The organism is Catellatospora sp. TT07R-123 (genome assembly GCF_018327705.1).
Lineage (GTDB): Bacteria > Actinomycetota > Actinomycetes > Mycobacteriales > Micromonosporaceae > Catellatospora.
Genome location: NZ_BNEM01000001.1, coordinates 632,852 through 649,075, shown reverse-complemented (window position 1 = coordinate 649,075; position 16,224 = coordinate 632,852). Strand labels below are relative to the sequence as shown.

At 72.7% G+C, this 16,224-nt stretch carries 11 protein-coding genes; 5 read left to right on the top strand and 6 right to left on the bottom strand.

The window, feature by feature from the left end; genetic code table 11:
* Position 1 precedes the first annotated feature (1 nt).
* Positions 2 to 262, bottom strand: coding sequence for an acyl carrier protein (locus tag Cs7R123_RS02710; RefSeq protein ID WP_212823169.1), 261 nt, complete (start codon positions 260 to 262; stop codon positions 2 to 4).
* A gap of 262 nt (positions 263 to 524) precedes the next feature.
* Here Cs7R123_RS02710 and Cs7R123_RS02705 point away from each other — a divergent pair, with 262 nt between their 5' ends.
* The 4 genes from Cs7R123_RS02705 to Cs7R123_RS02690 are packed head-to-tail and all read left to right on the top strand — an operon-like array spanning position 525 to position 9,613.
* On the top strand, positions 525 to 1,889 hold the full coding sequence (locus tag Cs7R123_RS02705; RefSeq protein WP_212823168.1) for a serine hydrolase: 1,365 nt from the start codon (positions 525 to 527) through the stop codon (positions 1,887 to 1,889).
* Entirely contained in the window at positions 1,886 to 8,155 is a 6,270-nt protein-coding gene (locus tag Cs7R123_RS02700) for a non-ribosomal peptide synthetase (RefSeq protein ID WP_212823167.1), read from the top strand. The genes Cs7R123_RS02705 and Cs7R123_RS02700 overlap by 4 nt, the downstream gene beginning before the upstream one ends.
* Positions 8,152 to 9,384 (top strand): MFS transporter, encoded by a 1,233-nt coding sequence (locus tag Cs7R123_RS02695; RefSeq protein ID WP_212823165.1) that lies wholly within the window; start codon positions 8,152 to 8,154, stop codon positions 9,382 to 9,384. The genes Cs7R123_RS02700 and Cs7R123_RS02695 overlap by 4 nt, the downstream gene beginning before the upstream one ends.
* A gap of 10 nt (positions 9,385 to 9,394) precedes the next feature.
* A complete protein-coding gene (locus Cs7R123_RS02690) occupies positions 9,395 to 9,613 on the top strand; it encodes an MbtH family protein (protein WP_212823163.1) in 219 nt (72 codons plus the stop codon).
* A 6-nt stretch (positions 9,614 to 9,619) separates the two neighbouring features.
* On the opposite strand, the gene Cs7R123_RS02685 is transcribed toward Cs7R123_RS02690, so the two are convergent.
* From Cs7R123_RS02685 to Cs7R123_RS02670, 4 genes are all read right to left on the bottom strand, one after another.
* Positions 9,620 to 10,693 carry an HAD family hydrolase gene (locus Cs7R123_RS02685; RefSeq protein ID WP_212823161.1) on the bottom strand — a complete coding sequence of 358 codons (1,074 nt, stop codon included), beginning with the start codon at positions 10,691 to 10,693 and terminating at the stop codon, positions 9,620 to 9,622.
* Entirely contained in the window at positions 10,690 to 11,793 is a 1,104-nt protein-coding gene (locus Cs7R123_RS02680) for an acyl-CoA dehydrogenase family protein (protein ID WP_244871560.1), read from the bottom strand. The genes Cs7R123_RS02685 and Cs7R123_RS02680 overlap by 4 nt, the downstream gene beginning before the upstream one ends.
* 5 nt (positions 11,794 to 11,798) lie before the next feature.
* Positions 11,799 to 12,650: a 3-hydroxyacyl-CoA dehydrogenase family protein gene (locus tag Cs7R123_RS02675; RefSeq protein ID WP_212823159.1), complete on the bottom strand. Its 852-nt coding sequence runs from the start codon at positions 12,648 to 12,650 to the stop codon at positions 11,799 to 11,801.
* 108 nt (positions 12,651 to 12,758) lie between these two features.
* A complete protein-coding gene (locus Cs7R123_RS02670) occupies positions 12,759 to 13,481 on the bottom strand; it encodes a MerR family transcriptional regulator (RefSeq protein ID WP_212823157.1) in 723 nt (240 codons plus the stop codon).
* Positions 13,482 to 13,543: 62 nt separating this feature from the next.
* Here Cs7R123_RS02670 and Cs7R123_RS02665 point away from each other — a divergent pair, with 62 nt between their 5' ends.
* On the top strand, positions 13,544 to 14,746 hold the full coding sequence (locus tag Cs7R123_RS02665; protein WP_212823155.1) for an erythromycin esterase family protein: 1,203 nt from the start codon (positions 13,544 to 13,546) through the stop codon (positions 14,744 to 14,746).
* On the opposite strand, the gene Cs7R123_RS02660 is transcribed toward Cs7R123_RS02665, so the two are convergent.
* Complete coding sequence (locus Cs7R123_RS02660; RefSeq protein WP_212823153.1) at positions 14,724 to 16,160, bottom strand: serine/threonine-protein kinase; 1,437 nt, start codon at positions 16,158 to 16,160, stop codon at positions 14,724 to 14,726. The genes Cs7R123_RS02665 and Cs7R123_RS02660 overlap by 23 nt on opposite strands.
* Between the last annotated feature and the right edge of the window lie 64 nt (positions 16,161 to 16,224).

The following is a 16,224-nucleotide window of genomic DNA, read 5'->3' as shown; positions in this document are numbered from 1 at the left end:
CTCACTGCGGCCCGGTGTCGGCGTCGATCGCCTCCGCCGCCGTTTTGCGGCCCACGAATGCGGCGATTCTGGCTATCGTCCGGAAGTTGTCGAGGCTGAGGTCCTCGGCGTCGACGGTGAGTCCGAAGCGGCGTTCCACGTAGGTGACCAGCTCCAGCGCGCGCAGCGAGGTGAGGTAGCCGAGGGCGAAGATGTCGTCGTCGTCGGCGGGTGCCCGTTCGCGGGCGGCCGAGGTGACGAAGCCGCGCAGATCGGCTGCCACCGTAGCGTATGACCGGTCCGGTTGCACCGCGTTTCCTCCCGTCGCCGCGCCCAAAACCCCTTTAGCGTTACACCCGCCTGAATGAATAGCTTGAGGTAGGAAGATTCGAAAGTCTAGATGGCACAGTGCAATGTGCACCCCTACGGTGCTGCTGGGACCGCATGGGAAACCCCCGGAGCGGTCCGTATGCCGCTGCCTTGTGTCCACACAGGACGGCGGTGAAAGCAACCACGTGTACCGACGGAGGTTTCCTGTGTCCGGCTTGACCAGACAGCGCGACGTGAGCGCGGTGCTGACCGAGAGTATGCCCCTGCTGGCACAACGATACGGGGTGCCTGGCGCCCAGCTCGCCGTGTACCGGCACGGGCGCACCGACTCCGTGGAGTTCGGCCAGCCGCAGCACCAGTCGCCGACGCCGGTCACCGGCGCCACCGTCTTCCCCGTCGGTTCCATCACCAAATGCTTCACCGCCACCGCCGCGATGGTCCTGGTCGCCGACGGCGACCTGGACCTCGACGAGCCGATCGCGGCCTACCTGAGCGGCCTGGACCGCCGCTGCGCCCAGATCACGCTGCGGCAGCTGCTGAGCCACACCAGCGGCCTGGGCTCCGGCGCCGTCCCCGGCACGGTGTCCACCGTCTCCGCGGGCCGATACACCGCCGAGCACTGCCGTGACAGCAACCTGGTGCTCCCGCCCGGCAGCGGCTTCTCCTACTCCAACGCCGGGTTCGTGGTCGCCGGCCACCTGATCGAGGTCGTGACCGGCATGGACTTCCGGGAGGCGCTGGAATCCACGGTGCTGCGCCCGCTGGGCATCGAGCCGGCGTTCGTCAACGGCACCCACCGGGGCGCGGCCGAACAGCAGCTGGCGACGGGCTATTCCGTCAACCTCACGCTCGGGCGGACCCGGCCGGTGGAACAGTCGCTGGCCGTCGCGGAGACTCCCGCCGGCGGCCTCGCCGCGACCGCCCTGGACCTGATCGCGCTGGCCCGCCTGCACCTGGACGGCGGCATACCCAAGGTGATGGCACCGGCCGCCGCGCGGCAGATGCGCGCGCCCGTGCCGCAGGCTGAGCCTTTCGGCCTGGCCCAGGGCTGGGGCCTGGGGCTCGCCGACTACGGTGCGGGCTGGCTCGGCCACGACGGCAACGCCAACGGCACCTCGTGCTACGTGCGGCTGCATCCCGAATCGGGGATGGCCGTCGCCCTGACCAGCAACGCCGGCACGGGCTCGGAGATCTGGCGCGAACTGCTCGACGAGCTCGACCACGTCGGCATCCACATCGGCCAGCCGACGCTGTGGCCGGAGCAGCCGACGCAGCTGGCCTCGCCGCAGGAGTGCGTCGGCGTGTACCACAACGGCGCCGTGGCCTACGTCGTGCACGCCACCGGCTCCGAGCTGCAACTGGCCGTCGACGGCGGGGTCTACGCGCCGATGATCTGCCAGGAGGACCTCACCTTCGCCCTGCGCATGCCCACCTCCGGTCAGCAGCTGTTCTGCGGGCGCTTCCTGCGCAATCCGGTCACCGGCGTGATCGACAGCCTCCAGGTCAGCGGCAGGCTGGCCCGGCGCGGCGAGCAGGCCGCGCCCGTCATCGTGCGCCAGCGCGAAATGCCCAACTCATGAGCGCGGGTCTGGAGCGCGCCGAGCAGACCACGGCGCGCGGACGTCACCCCGGCACGGTGCCGGCGCTGTTCGCGGCCCGGGTACAGGCCGACCCGTCGGCGACGGCCGTGGTCTGCGGTGCCGAGCAGCTCAGCTATGCCGAGCTCGACCTGCGGTCCAACCAGCTGGCACACCGGCTGATCGAGCTCGGGCTCGCCTCCGAGGAGCCGGTGGCGCTGCTGGCCGAGCGGTCGGTGGATCTGGTCGTGGCGGTGCTGGCCATCGCCAAGGCCGGCGGCGCCTACCTGCCGCTGGATCTGCGCGCGCCGCACGCCCGCCTGCGCGCTGTGCTGGCCGAGGCGGATGCGCGCATCCTGCTGACCGACAAGGCTCTCGCCGAGACGGCGGCGGCCATCCACCACGGATGCACCGAACGCCTCGACGCGGCATCGGCGGACCAGCCGGACCACCGACCCGAACGCGCGGTGTCGCCGGACCGGCTGCTGTACGTCATGTACACCTCCGGCTCCACCGGCACGCCCAAGGGCGTGGCGGTCACCCATGCCGACGCGGTGGCGCTCGCGCTGGACTCCCGTTTCGACGACGAGGCCCACCGGCGGGTGCTGCTGCACTCCCCGACGGCGTTCGACGCGTCCACCTACGAGCTCTGGGTGCCGCTGCTGCGCGGCGGCCGCGTCGTGGTCGCCGAGCCCGGCGACCTGGAGCCGGACACGCTGCGCCGCGTCATCTCCGAGCACGGCGTGACCGCGCTCTGGCTCACCGCGGGACTGTTCCGGCTGCTCACCCGCGAGCACCCCGACTGCCTGGCGGGGGTACGGCAGGTGTGGACCGGCGGCGACGTGGTGCCGCCCGCCGCGGTGCGCCGCGCCATGGCCGCCACGCCGGGGCTGGTCGTGGTCAACGGATACGGCCCCACCGAAACCACCACCTTCGCCACCACGCACGCGATGGCCGACCTGGACCACGTGGCCGAATCCGTGCCCATCGGATCGCCGCTGGACGGGATGCGGATCCATCTGCTCGACGAATCCCTGCGGCCGGTCGCGCCGGGCGAGGCCGGCGAGGTCTACATCGCCGGACCCGGGGTGGCCCGCGGCTACCACCGCCGCCCCGCCCTGACCGCCGAACGGTTCGTCGCCGACCCGGACGGACCGCCCGGCAGCCGCATGTACCGCACCGGCGACCTGGCGATGCTGCTGCCCGACGGGACGCTGGGGTTCCTGGGCCGCAGCGACCACCAGGTGAAGGTGCGCGGATTCCGCATCGAGCTCGGCGAGATCGAGGCCGCCCTGCACCGCCACCCGGCCGTCGCCGAGGTGGTCGTCGTGACCCGGGAGGACTCCGGTGCCAAACGCCTCGCGGCGTACCTGGTGGCTCGGGAGGGTTCGCCGGCTCCGGCCCCGGCCGCGCTGCGCGAGTTCCTGCGTGGCGTGCTGCCCGACTACATGGTGCCGGCCCACGTCGTCGTCCTCGACGCGCTGCCGCTGAGCGCCAACGGCAAGGTCGACCGGCAGGCGCTGCCGGCTCCGGCCGCCGATCCGTCCGCCGACCGGGTGGAGCTGAGCACGGACGCGCAGCGGGCCGTCGCCGCGATCTGGGCCGAAGTGCTCGGCGGACCCGTGCCCGGCGCGGGCGACGACTTCTTCGACCTCGGCGGCGACTCGCTGACCGGCATCCAGGTGATGTCGCGCCTGCGCGCCCGCTTCGGGATCGCGGCACCGCTGCGGCTGCTGTTCACCCACCCGACGGTCGCGGGCCTGGCCGAGGCGGTGTCGCACGCCCCGCACGCCGACGCCGAACCGATCGAGACGGTGCCGCGCGGGCGGCCCCTGCCCCTGTCGCCCACCCAGCACCGGTTGTGGCTGTCGGAGAAGGTCTCCCCGGGTACGCCCGAACACAACACCGGCATCGGCCTGCGCCTGGACGGCCCGCTGGACCGGGGTGCGCTACGCGCCGCACTGGCCGCGCTGGTGGCCCGGCACGAGCCGCTGCGCACCACCTTCGGTGACGACGACGGCCGCCCGTACCAGCGCGTGCACGAGCACGGCGAGCTCGCGCTCACCGAATACGACGTATCCACATCGGCGCATCCCGCACCCGATGAGGCGTGCGAGGCGATCCTCGCCCGGCATCTGAACACCGGCTTCGACCTCGAACACGGCCCGCTGGCCGAAGCCGTCCTGGTCGAGCTCGGCGAGCGGCGGCACGTGCTGCTGCTGCGCCAGCACCACCTCATCACCGACGGGTGGTCGATCCGGCTGCTGGTCGACGAGCTGCTGGAGCTCTACGCCAACGGCGGGTCGTGCCCGCCGCCCCCGTCCGTGCAGTACGCCGACGTCGCCGTGCGCCAGCAGCGGCGGCTGACGGAGGCGGTCATCGCCGAACACGTGGACTACTGGACGTCGACGCTGGCCGGGCTGGACGTACTCGACCTGCCGACCGACCGGCCGCGCCCGCCGGTACGCACCACGGCCGGTGCCGTGCACCGCCACCACGTGCCGGCCGACCTGGTCGAGGCACTGGCCCGCGTCGGCCGCGACAGCGGCGCCACGCTGTTCATGACCCTCGCCGCCGCCGCACAGGTGCTGCTGTCGCGCTACACCCACCAGCGCGACATCGCCATCGGCACCGTCACCGCCGGCCGGGACCAGGCCGAACTGGAACAGATCATCGGCTTCTTCGTCAACACCGTGATCCTTCGCTGCCCCGTCGAGGAGGAACTGACCTTCGCCGGATACCTCGACACGGTACGCGAGCGCGTGCTGGAGGCCTTCGCCCACGACCAGGTCCCGTTCGAACGCCTGGTGGAAGCGCTCGAACCGGTGCGCGACCCGAGCCGCGCTCCGCTGGCACAGGCCTACGTCGTGCTACAGACCGACATGGTGCGGCCGCGGCGCGTCGGCGCCCTGACCCTGGCCGAGCACGACCTGCCCCGCCCCGCGGCCAGGTTCGATCTGGTGCTGGAGTTCACCCCCCGCGACGGCGGGCTGACCCTGACCGTCGAATACAACACCGATCTGTTCGACGCGAGCACGGTGCGCAGCCTCACCGGCCACCTGATGACGGTGCTGGAGGGCGTCACCGGCGATCCGGCGACCAGGCTGCGCGACATCGAACTGATGGACGCCCCGCAGCGCGACCAGATCCTGGTGCACTGGAACGACACCGGCCGCGACGTGACACCGGCGACCCTGCCCGAGCTGTTCCAGGCGCAGGCGCGGCGGACCCCCGGACTGATCGCGCTGCGAGAGGCCGACACGGCGATGACGTACGCGCAGCTGTCGGCGCGCACCGCCCAGCTGGCGCACCTGCTCATCCAGCGCGGCGCGGGGCCGGAGGACATCGTGGCGCTGGCGCTGCCGCGCTCGGTGCAGATCGTCGTCGCCCAGCTCGCCGCCACCCAGGCGGGCGCGGCGTTCCTGCCGGTCGATCCGCACTATCCGCCGCAGCGCATCGCCTTCATGCTCGACGACGCCCGCCCGATGCTGCTGCTGACCACCGCCGAGGTGGCGCAGCGGCTGCCGCAGACCGACGGCGTCGACGTGCTGGTGCTCGACGACCCCGTGACGCTGGCCGAACTGGCCCGGATGCCGCAGCATCCGCCCACCGACGCCGACCGGCGGGCGCCGCTGCTGGCGGCCCACCCCGCCTACCTCATCTACACCTCGGGCTCGACCGGCCGCCCCAAGGGCGTGGTGGTCACCCACACCGGCCTGGCGAGCTTCGCCGCCGCCGAGGCGGAGCACTACCAGGTACGCGCCGGGGACCGGGTGCTGCAGTTCGCCTCACCGAGCTTCGACGCCTCCATCCTGGAACTGTGCATGGCCCTGCCGACCGGGGCCAGCCTGGTGGTGCCGCCGCCGGGCCCGCTGCTCGGCGACCGGCTGGCCGAGGTGCTCGGGCAGCAGCAGATCAGCCACGCGCTGATCCCGCCGACCGCCCTGGCCACCGTCCCCGCCGAGACCGTGCGCGACGGGCTGCCCGCCCTGCGCTGCCTGGCCGTCGGCGGCGAGGCGTGCACGACGGAACTGGTCGAGGACTGGGCACCGGGACGCTCGCTGATCAACTCGTACGGCCCGACCGAGGCGACGGTGGTGTCCACCTGGAGCGAGCCGCTCACGCCCGGCGCCGCCGTCACCATCGGGCGGCCCATCCTCAACAGCCAGGCCTACGTCCTGGACCCGGCGCTGCGCCCGGTGCCGGTCGGTGTCACCGGCGAGCTGTACGTCAGCGGTCCCGGCCTGGCCCGGGGCTACCTGGGCCGGCCCGAGCTGACCGCGCAGCGCTTCGTCGCCAACCCGTTCGCCGGACCGGGCGCACGCATGTACCGCACCGGCGACCTGGTGCGCTGGACCGCCGAGGGCGAGCTGGAGTTCCGCGGGCGGGCCGACAACCAGATCAAGGTCCGGGGGTTCCGGATCGAACCCGGCGAGATCGAGGCGGTGCTGCTCGCCGATCCGGCCGTCGCCCAGGCGGTCGTGGTGGCGCGCCGCGACCACGGGTGGCAGCGGCTGGTCGCGTACCTGGTGGCCGCGCCCGGCCACGAGATCGACGCCGACGCCGCCCGCGCCTCGGTCGCCGGGGTGCTGCCCGAGCACATGGTGCCGCACGCCTTCGTCACGTTGGACCGGCTGCCGCTGAGCCCCAACGGAAAGCTCGACCACCAGGCGCTGCCCGCGCCGGTCGTGGTCACCCGCCACACCCCGCCCGAAGGCCCTGTCGAGGTGACGCTGGCGCAGATCTGGGCCGAGGTGCTGGGCGTGGACCGTACCAGCCGCGATGACGACTTCTTCCACCTCGGCGGCGACTCGATCCTGGCCATCCAGATCGTGTCCCGGGCCCGGCAGGCGGGGCTGAGCCTGACCCCCACCGACATCTTCGCCCACAGCACGGTCCGCGCGCTGGCGTCGGTGGTGACCGCGGTCGACACGGGCGGCGGCGACGACGCGCCGGTCGTCGGCGAGGTGGCGCTCACGCCGATCCAGCACTGGTTCTTCGACGTGCACCGCGACAGCCCGACCCACTTCAACCAGGCGCTGCTGATCGAACTGGCGCCGGACTGGGACGAAGCCGCGCTCACCGAGGCGGTGACCGCCCTGCCCGCACACCACGACGCGCTGCGGATGCGGTTCGAGGCCACCGGCGACGGCTGGCGGCAGTACAACGCGGCGGTCGAACCGTCCGTGCTGCTGCGCCGCGACCTGCCGCCCACCGACGACCCGCTGGCGGCGGTGCGACCCGTCGCCGACGAGATCCACGCCGGCTTCGACCTGAGCCGCGGCCCGCTGTTCAAGGCGGTGCTGTTCACCTTCGGACCACGGCAGCGACCCCTGCTGTTCCTGGTCGCCCATCACCTCGTGGTGGACGCCGTCTCCTGGCGCATCCTGGCCGAGGACCTGGAATCGGGCTACCAGCAGGCCCTGCGCGGCGACACCGTACGGCTCGGGCCCAAGACCACCTCGTTCCAGAGCTGGGCGCACCGCCTGACCGAGCACGTCCGCACCGGCGGCTTCGACGCCGAAGTGGACTACTGGACCGACGCGCTCGACGTGACCCCGCTGCCGGCGGACCGGGCGCCGGGCAGCGGACCGGCCGCGGCGCTGTGCACGGTGGAGGTGAGCCTGGACAAGGACGACACCGAGGCGCTGCTGCGCGTCGCACCCGTCGTGTACCGGACCCGGATCAACGACGTGCTGCTGGCCGCCCTCGCCCGGGCGCTGTCGCAGTGGAGCGGTCAGCCGAGGGTCTGCGTCGACCTGGAAGGCCACGGCCGGGAGGAACTCTTCGACGACACGGACCTGACCCGCACCGTCGGCTGGTTCACCACGATCACCCCGATCGTCCTGCACTGCGAACAGGACGCCGGACCGGACTGGCGGGAGATGACCAAATCGGTACGCCGCCAGCTGCGGCGCGTACCCGCCAACGGCATCGGCTTCGGGGCCCTGCGCCACCTCGGCGGGCGGTTCGGCGACGCCACCACGGGACCGCAGATCGCCTTCAACTACCTGGGCCAGTGGGAGGCGCGGGCCCGCGACGGCGCCGGCCTGATCTGGGACGTGCACGGCTCCATCGGGCAGGACCGCGACCCGGGCAGCCGGGGCACCCACCTGGTCGAGGTCGAAGGCGCGGTCCTCGACGGGCTGCTGCGCTTCGCCTGGTACTACCGGCCCGACGTGCACCACGAGGCCACCATCGAGGCCGTTGCGAACAGCTTCCTGCAAGCGCTGCGCAGCATCGCCGCCGACTGCCGGGAGGCGCTGTGAGCACCGCCACGACCGAACAGGCCGCGGTTCCGCTGTCGCGCAACCGCGACTACCAGCTGGTGTGGGGCAGCCAGGCGCTGACCGACTTCGGCGTCAACGCCGCCACGATCGCCCTGCCGCTGCTCGCGCTGTCGGTCACCGGTTCGGCGGCCCGCTCCGGCCTGGTGCTGGCGGCGGCGGCCGGAGCGAGACTCGCCGCCGGCCTGCCCGCCGGGGCACTGGTGGACCGGTGGAACCGCAAGGCGATCATGATCGGCTGCGCGGTGGCGCAGACCGTCACCGCGGCCTCCTTGGCGGCTGCGGTGTCGTCGGACCTGCTCACGCTGGCCCACCTGGTCGTCGCGGCCGTCGTCATGGGCGCCTGCGCGGCGCTGTTCGACCCGGCCGAGGACGCCAGCCTGCCCAACCTCGTCGCGGCCGAACAGCTCGCCTCGGCGGTCGCGCTCAAGTCGGCTCGGGTCTACCTGGGGCAGCTGACGGGCACCGCCGCGGGCGGATTCCTGTACGCCGCCGCCCGGGCGCTGCCGTTCGCGGCCGGGGCCGCCGTCCACGCCGTCGCGTGCCTCGGCCTGCTGTTCCTGCGACTGCCCGGACGCGAGCCGTCGCCGGCACCCGCCGCGGGGCTCGGCGCCGACATCGGGGCCGGGCTGCGCTGGGTGTGGCAGCACAGGTACATCCGGGTCGCCATGGCCTGCGCCGTCACGCTCAACCTGTTCTTCAGCGCCTTCTACCTCGTCGCCATCGTGCTGGCCGCCTCGCGCGGGGTGCCGTCGGGCCAGATCGGCGTGATGGCCGCGATGCTCGGCGCGGGCGGCGTCGTCGGCGCGCTGCTGGCACCCAGGCTGTCGCAGCGCCTGAGCGCCTACACGGCGATCGTGTCGGTGTTCTGGATCGTGGCCCTGCTGACCCCGATCGCCGTGGTCATCCACAACGGCTACCTGATGGGCGTGCTGTTCTTCGTGATGGCCCTGCCCGCACCCACCGCCACCACGATCATCGTCTCGCGGCTGCTGCTGCTGACCCCCGATCACCTGCGCGGGCGGCTCAGCTCCGTGCTGGGCCTGACCGCGGGCATCGCCGCGACCGCGGGCCCCGTACTGGGCGGGGCGCTGGCCCAGGCGGTGACGGGCGGCCAGGCGACGCTGATCTGCGCGGCCGGCGTCGCCGTCATGGCCCTCGTCGTCACCTTGAGCCCCACGCTGCGCGCGGGTACCCCGGACCAGGCATAAGGAGAATCCCATGTCCACCAATCCTTTCGACGACCCGGACGGCACCTACCTGGTGCTGGTCAACGATGAGGGGCAGTACTCGCTCTGGCCGGCGCTCGCCGCCGGACCCGGTGGCTGGACGGTCGTGCTCGGGCCGACCGGCCGCCAGGCCGCGCTCGACCACATCGAGCAGCACTGGACCGACATGCGGCCCAAGAGCCTGGTCGAGGCGATGAACCAGACGTCCTGAACCGGGTCAGGCCAGATCCTGGGCCGTGACGTGGATCGAGGCCGGCGGTGTGCGGTGGGTGGCGACGAGATGGAGCCGCTGCACACCGCCGCCGCCGGGCAGATCGTCCAGGCAGGCGCAACCGGCCGCGGTGAAACCGGCGAACCGGTAGGCGACCTCCATCATGCGATTGCGCTCGGTGCGTACGAAATCCGCCGCCACGTGCACACCCGCCGACGCCGCCTGATCGATGAGCCACCCGAGCAGCACCCCGCCGACCCCGTACGGGATCACCCGGCAGGAGGTGGTCAGCAGCTTGAGGTGCCACGACCGCGCGTGCCGCGCCACCAGCGCGATGCCCACCGTGCCGTGCTGCCCGAACCGGTCCTCCAGCGTGCACACCAGGACCAGGTGACCGCTGTCATCCAGCAGGCCGCGCAGCGTACGCAGGGGATAGTGCACTCCCGTGGCGTTCATCTGACTGGTGCGCAGGGTGAGCTCCTCGACCCGGAGCAGGTCCGGCGCGGTCGCCTCCCGGATGTGCAACCGCAGTTCGAGCGTACGCAGGAAGTCCTCGTCGGGCCCGGCGAAGCCGGCACGGGCCGCCTGCCGCCGCAGGCTCGTCTGGTACCGCTGCCGCCGCAGGTGCGCGTCGGGGGCCACCACGGGCGGGCAGAACTCGGCCCGCGACGGCAGCGTCACCGCCTCGTGCGCCGCGTAGCACCGCACCTGCGGCAGGTGGTGGGCGACCTCGGCCTGTTCGGCCGGATGGTCGTCGATGAAAGCCATGCTCCGATAGGCGAAGCCCAGCTCGTCGGCGATCGCGCGGACCGACTCGGACTTGGCGCCCCACCCGATGCGCGGCAGCACGAAATACTCGGCGACGCCGAGCCGCGCCAACCACGACATGGCCTGCTCGGCGTCGTTGCGACTGGCCACCGATTGCAGGATGCCCCGGCGGTCGAGCTCGACGACGACCCGGCGGATCTCGTCGGGCAGGCTCACCACGCCGTCCTCCAGCAGGACGCCGCGCCACAGCGTCTCGTCCAGGTCCCAGACCAGGCACTTGACGGTGTCGCCGGTCAGGTCGTGCTCGCTCATGACCACGTGTCGATCACGTGCCGGGCCAGCAGCAACTGGCTGATCTCGCTGCTGCCCTCGATGATCTCCATCAGCTTCGCGTCGCGGTACGCCCGCGCCACCGGATGACCGTCGTGGGCGCCGGCCGACGCCAGCACCTGCACCGCCGCCGCCGCACCGCGGGCGGCGCCGGTGGCCGCGAGATGCTTGGCGATGACCGCCGCGGTCGCGAGCTCCGGTATCGCCTCGTCCCAGCAGTGCCCGGCATGCCGGCAGGTGTGGGTGGCGGCCCGCTCGGCGACGAGCAGCTCGGCCAGGTGCGCGCCGACGAGCTGGTGCTCGGCGAGCGCCGCGCCGAACTGGCGCCGCTTGACGGCATGCCGGGCCGCCGCGCGCAGGCAGGCCCGCAGGATGCCCACGCATCCCCACGCCACCGACAGCCGGCCGTAGGTCAGCGCGGCCGTCACCAGCCACTCCAGCGGCACACCGGCACTGCCCAGCAGGCGGTCCCGGGGCACGCGGACCCGGTCGAACTCGAGGTCGGCGTGTCCGGCCGCGCGGCAGCCCAGCGGATCGGGAACCACCCGTACGGTGAGCCCGGCGCTGTCCATCGGGACCAGGACCGCCGCACCCGCGGCGCCATACCTGCCGAAGACGAGCACGTCGTCGGCGTAGGCGGCGGCGGTGACCCACACCTTGCGGCCCGACAGCACCAGGTCCGCGCCGTCGGACTCGACGCGGGTGGTCACCGCGGCCAGGTCGCTGCCGGCCTCCGGTTCGCTGACGGCGACCGCGGCCAGCGTGCCGGAGGTGAACCGGCGCAGATGTTCGTGCTGCTGGACGGGGGTGCCGAAGCGCCGCACCGTCCAGGCCGCCATGCCGTGCGAGGTCATCAGGCTGCGTACCGACGAGCAGAGGCTGCCGACGTGCGCGGTCAGCTCGCCGGTGTCCAGCATGGACAGGCCCGGCCCGCCGAAGCCGTCCGGGACGTCCGGGCACAGCGCGCCCGCGCCGGCCAGACCCCGGATCACCTCCTGCGGGATGAGCATGCGCCGGTCCCACTCGTCGGCCCGGTCGCCGATCAGCCGGTCGGCCAGCGCGATCAGCGTCTGCCCGCGCACGGCCGTCACCCGAGCGGGTCGGGATAGTCGAAGAATCCCCGGCCGCTCTTGCGGCCGAGCTCGCCCTGCCTCACCTTGGCCAGCAGCAGGTCACACGGCGCGTATCCCGCGTCCCCGGTGCGTTCCAGCAGCACGGTGAGCGTGTCGACGACACTGTCCAGGCCGATCAGGTCGGCGGTCGCCAGCGGGCCGCTGCGATGGCCCAGGCATCCGGTGAACAGGGCGTCGACGGCCTCGGCCGAGCTGATGCCCGCCGCGACGATCCGGGCGCTCTCATTGATCATCCGTTGCAGGACCCGGTTGATCACGAACCCCGGCCCGTCCAGCACGACGATGGGTTCGCGGCCGAGCGCGGCCACCACCGACAGCCCGGCGGCGAGGGCGGCGTCGGAGGTCCTCGGTCCACGCACCACCTCCACCGTGGCGATGTGGTACGCCGGGTTCATGAAGTGGACGCCGAGCAGGTCGCCCGGCCGCGCGATCGCCCGCGCCAGCTCGTCGATGGGGATCGCGGAGGTGTTGGAGATCAGCACCGTGCCCGGACCGACCATCGTGGACACGGCCGCCAGGACCGAGGCTTTGACGTCGGCGCGTTCGGTGACCGACTCGACCACCGCGGTCGCCTCGGCCACCCGGGACAGATCCGTGGTGGTCGTCAGCTCGCCCGGCCGCCGCCCGGCGGGCACGGCGCCGATCAGCCTGGCCAGCCGCAGCTGCCGGGTCACCTGCGCCCGGGCGCGATCGAGGATCTGCTCGCTGAGATCGATCAGGGTCACCGCGAGTCCGCTGCCCACCGCGAGCGCGGCGATGCCGGTGCCCATCACGCCCGCACCGAGGACGGCCAGACGATGCGTCATAGTCCCTCACCAGCGATCATCGATCATCTGGAATATATCACTGTGATCGATGTATCGCGATGACGCCTCCGGGTGACGCCAGGGGCGACCGCACCGGGCGGGCCGCTCCTATCCGCGGCCCCGACCAGCTCGGTGGTCCAGGTAAGCCGCAAGCGCGGCCGCGCCCGCCAGCATGGCACGGCCGCGGGCCGACAGGCGGGCGTGCCAGTCGCGCAGCATCGAGCCCAGCGGCGCGACACCCCCGGCCGTACGGATCTGATCGAGCATCGGCACGATCTGCTCCAGCCGGTAACCGCCCCGCCGCAACTGATGGACGAGCAGGGCGTCACGTACGTCAGCCGCCCCGTAGACCCGGTAGCCGGTCCGGCGGTCACGCCGTGGCCGCACCAGACCGGCCCGTTCCCATTTGCGCAGCGTGGCCGGGCGGACGCCCAGCCTTGACGCCAGCGGGCCGACGAACGTGTCGCCCCGTTCCGGCGGCACGGGACTGAGGTCGGCCAGCGCCGCCTCGACGGCCCGCAGGGTGCGGCGGTCGTCGAGCAGCTGGGCATGGCTCGCGTCGACGAGCCACAGCGCGTCCTCGACCGCGTCCCGGTTGACCGCCTGCATGATCGACGCGGCCGTGCCGTGCCCGTGACCGGGCACCAGGGCGAGGAACGCCCGCAGCGCCGCGGCGTGCAACGGCGTGTAGCCCCGATAGCCGTGCACGGAGCGCTCGGCTTCCGGAAGGATCCCGGCCTCCTCGTAATTGCGGACCGCCTGCGTGGACAGGCCGTGCTCCCGCGCCAGGTCGACCGGCCTGAGCTGCCGGTCAGGTTGAGGGTTCTGCATGGGGAGCACACCTAAAGTCGCTGAGAAGTCTCAACTGTCGGTTCAACGATACCGTTGAGGGAATGACAGCTGCGATCGAAGACGCCGCCCATCCCGTCGCCACCGACATCGTCATGGGTCTGCTGCCCGCCAAGCCGAGGCTGCTCGCCCTCGGGGAACCCACCCACGGCGAGGACATCCTGCTCGAAGTGCGAAACGACCTCTTCCGGCAGCTCGTCGAGCAGGAGGGCTACCGGACGATCACCATCGAGAGCGACTGCATGATGGGCCTGCTCGTCGACGACTACCTCGCCTCCGGCACCGGCACGCTCGACGACGTCATGGCGCACGGCTTCAGCCACGGGTTCGGCGCCTCGGCCGCCAACCGTGAGCTCGTACGCTGGATGCGCGCGTACAACGACGGCCGGCCCCGGTCGGCGCAGCTGCGCTTCGCGGGCTTCGACGGCCCGCTGGAGATGACCGGCGCCGCCAGCCCCCGGCAGGCTCTCACCGCACTCCACGCCTACCTTTCCGTGCGCGTCGACGCCGACCTGCTCGCCTGCACCACGCAGACACTCGACCGCCTGCTCGGCGCCGACGACCCGTGGAGCCACCCCGACTCGCTGCGCGACCCGTCCCGATCCGTCGGGCAGACCCCTGAGGCCCTACAGCTGCGGCTGCTCGCCGACGACCTGGCCGCGCTCCTCGACACCCACCTGCCGCAGCTGATCGAGGCGTCCACGCCCGACGAGCTGGAGGCTGCCCGCCTGTTCGCGCGCACCGCCACCGGCCTGCTGCGATACCACCACTGGCTGGCCGACACGTCACCCGGCAGGCTCGCGCGACTGCTGGGCGTACGGGCGTCGATGATGGCCGCGAACCTGCTCGCCGCGACCGAGCACGGCCCGGCACTGGCGTACGCCCACAACTCGCATCTGCAGCGGGAGCAGAGCAGCATGCGCCTGGGCGGCATGCGGCTGGAGTGGTGGAGCGCCGGGGCGATCGTCGCCTCCCGGCTCGGTCAGGGGTACGCCTTCCTGCCCACCGCCCTCGGCACCATCCGCCACCACGGCGTCGACACCCCACCCGCCGACACCCTCGAAGGCCTCCTGTACGCCCTACCCGAGGACCGGCACGTCATCGACGTCCGTCGGCTGGAAGCCGTCCTCGGCGAGACATCGCCCGACGCGCGGGTGTCACCGTGGTTCGGCTACGCCCCGGTCGATCCGGCACACCTCACCGGAATCGACGCGATGGTCTTCGTCAAGGACTCCCCAGCCGCGTGAACACCGACCCGGTGGTCTCACCGCCCTCGGAACGACTGGCCAGGCAGTACAGCAGCCAGGTGTCCCGGTCGACCTGGATCGGCCAGGCCTCGCGCTGCCAGCCTGCGGTCGTGGCACCTTCCCGGGTTCGCTGCGCCATGACCTGCGCGGAGCAGAGGGCGGCGACATCGGCCCGGTCCATGAGCTCGTCCTGGCGCACGAACTCCGCTCCGGACGGCAGAGTCCCCACGACGACCGTCTCCCAGGAGTGCGGCTGATCGCAGGTGATCGGCTTCGGCCGGTGCGCCGTGCCGCCAGTGCTGGTCAGGCCGCCCCAGCACTCGGGCGTGGGCGGGCAGGCGGCCGCGCCGCACGCCACATATCCGGCGGGCACCCGCGGACCGTCGGTGGCCCCGTTCGACGCCGTCCACCGAGGCGACGCGTCCGATCCCCACACCGACCAGGCGGCCAGGCCGCCGCCGCCGAGCACGACGAACGCGACCGCCGCCGCGAGGAGCAACCGGATCCGGCGGTGCGCGGAGACCCTGCCGGGTTCGTCGTCTGGACCGGTGCCGGCACTCGGGTTCAGGGTTGCGGAAGGGGCCTGCGCCTGCGGCGGTGCGCCGCTCAGCACGCCGAGGGCGGCCTCGGCCAGCGCGGCGGCCGACGGCCAGCGCCGCTCGGGATCGACCGCGAGTGCCCGTTCGACCAGGGCGGCCACGCGCTCGGGAACATCGGCGCCCAGCGGTGGGGGCGGCTGCTCGACCCGCTGCATGGCGACTGCGAACGGATTGTCGCCGGTGAACGGGCGGCGTCCCGCCAGGCACTCGTACGCCACGACGCCCAGCGCGTAGACGTCGCTGCGCGAATCGGCGGGCCGGCCGAGGACCTGTTCCGGCGCGAGGTACGACGGTGTGCCCAGGATGCCGCCCGGCGTGGTCAGCGCGGTGTGGTCCTGCGCGCGGGCGATGCCGAAGTCCGTCAGCACGATGGTTCCGTCGACGCGCACCAGCAGGTTGCCGGGTTTGACATCGCGATGCACGATGCCCTGTTCATGCACGGCCTGCAGCGCCTCGGCGGTCTGCGCGACCAGGGCCAGGGTGGACTCGGTGGTCAACCGGCCGTGCCGGGCCAGCGCGTGCGACAGCGACTCGCCCTCGACATACTCCATCACCAGGTACGCGCCACCGGAGTCGCCGTGGTAGTCGTGGATGGTGACCACGCCGCGGTGGCGTACGCCGGCCATCGCACGCGCCTCGGCGAGGAACCGGCGGACGAACCCGGGATCGTCGAGCAGTGCCGGAAGCACCGCCTTCACCGCGACGACCCGGCCGAGCACCGTGTCGGTCGCCCGCCAGACCTCTCCCATACCGCCGGCGCCGATCCGCTCGTCCAGCCGGTAACGGCCGTCGAGCAGCGCTCCTGGACTGTGCATGCCCTGCCCCGCTCCTCGCCGTGATCGGATCGCCCGCCGACGATAGCGTCGCGCCCCGACAGGC

Bases quoted from the DNA above. Each gene is read 5' to 3' on its own strand.
- Cs7R123_RS02665 (WP_212823155.1), top strand. From the start codon at position 13,544: ATGACAGCTGCGATCGAAGACGCCGCCCATCCCGTCGCCACCGACATC.
- Cs7R123_RS02690 (WP_212823163.1), top strand. From the start codon at position 9,395: ATGTCCACCAATCCTTTCGACGACCCGGACGGCACCTACCTGGTGCTG.
- Cs7R123_RS02660 (WP_212823153.1), bottom strand. From the start codon at position 16,160: ATGCACAGTCCAGGAGCGCTGCTCGACGGCCGTTACCGGCTGGACGAG.
- Cs7R123_RS02675 (WP_212823159.1), bottom strand. From the start codon at position 12,650: ATGACGCATCGTCTGGCCGTCCTCGGTGCGGGCGTGATGGGCACCGGC.
- Cs7R123_RS02700 (WP_212823167.1), top strand. From the start codon at position 1,886: ATGAGCGCGGGTCTGGAGCGCGCCGAGCAGACCACGGCGCGCGGACGT.
- Cs7R123_RS02670 (WP_212823157.1), bottom strand. From the start codon at position 13,481: ATGCAGAACCCTCAACCTGACCGGCAGCTCAGGCCGGTCGACCTGGCG.
- Cs7R123_RS02685 (WP_212823161.1), bottom strand. From the start codon at position 10,693: ATGAGCGAGCACGACCTGACCGGCGACACCGTCAAGTGCCTGGTCTGG.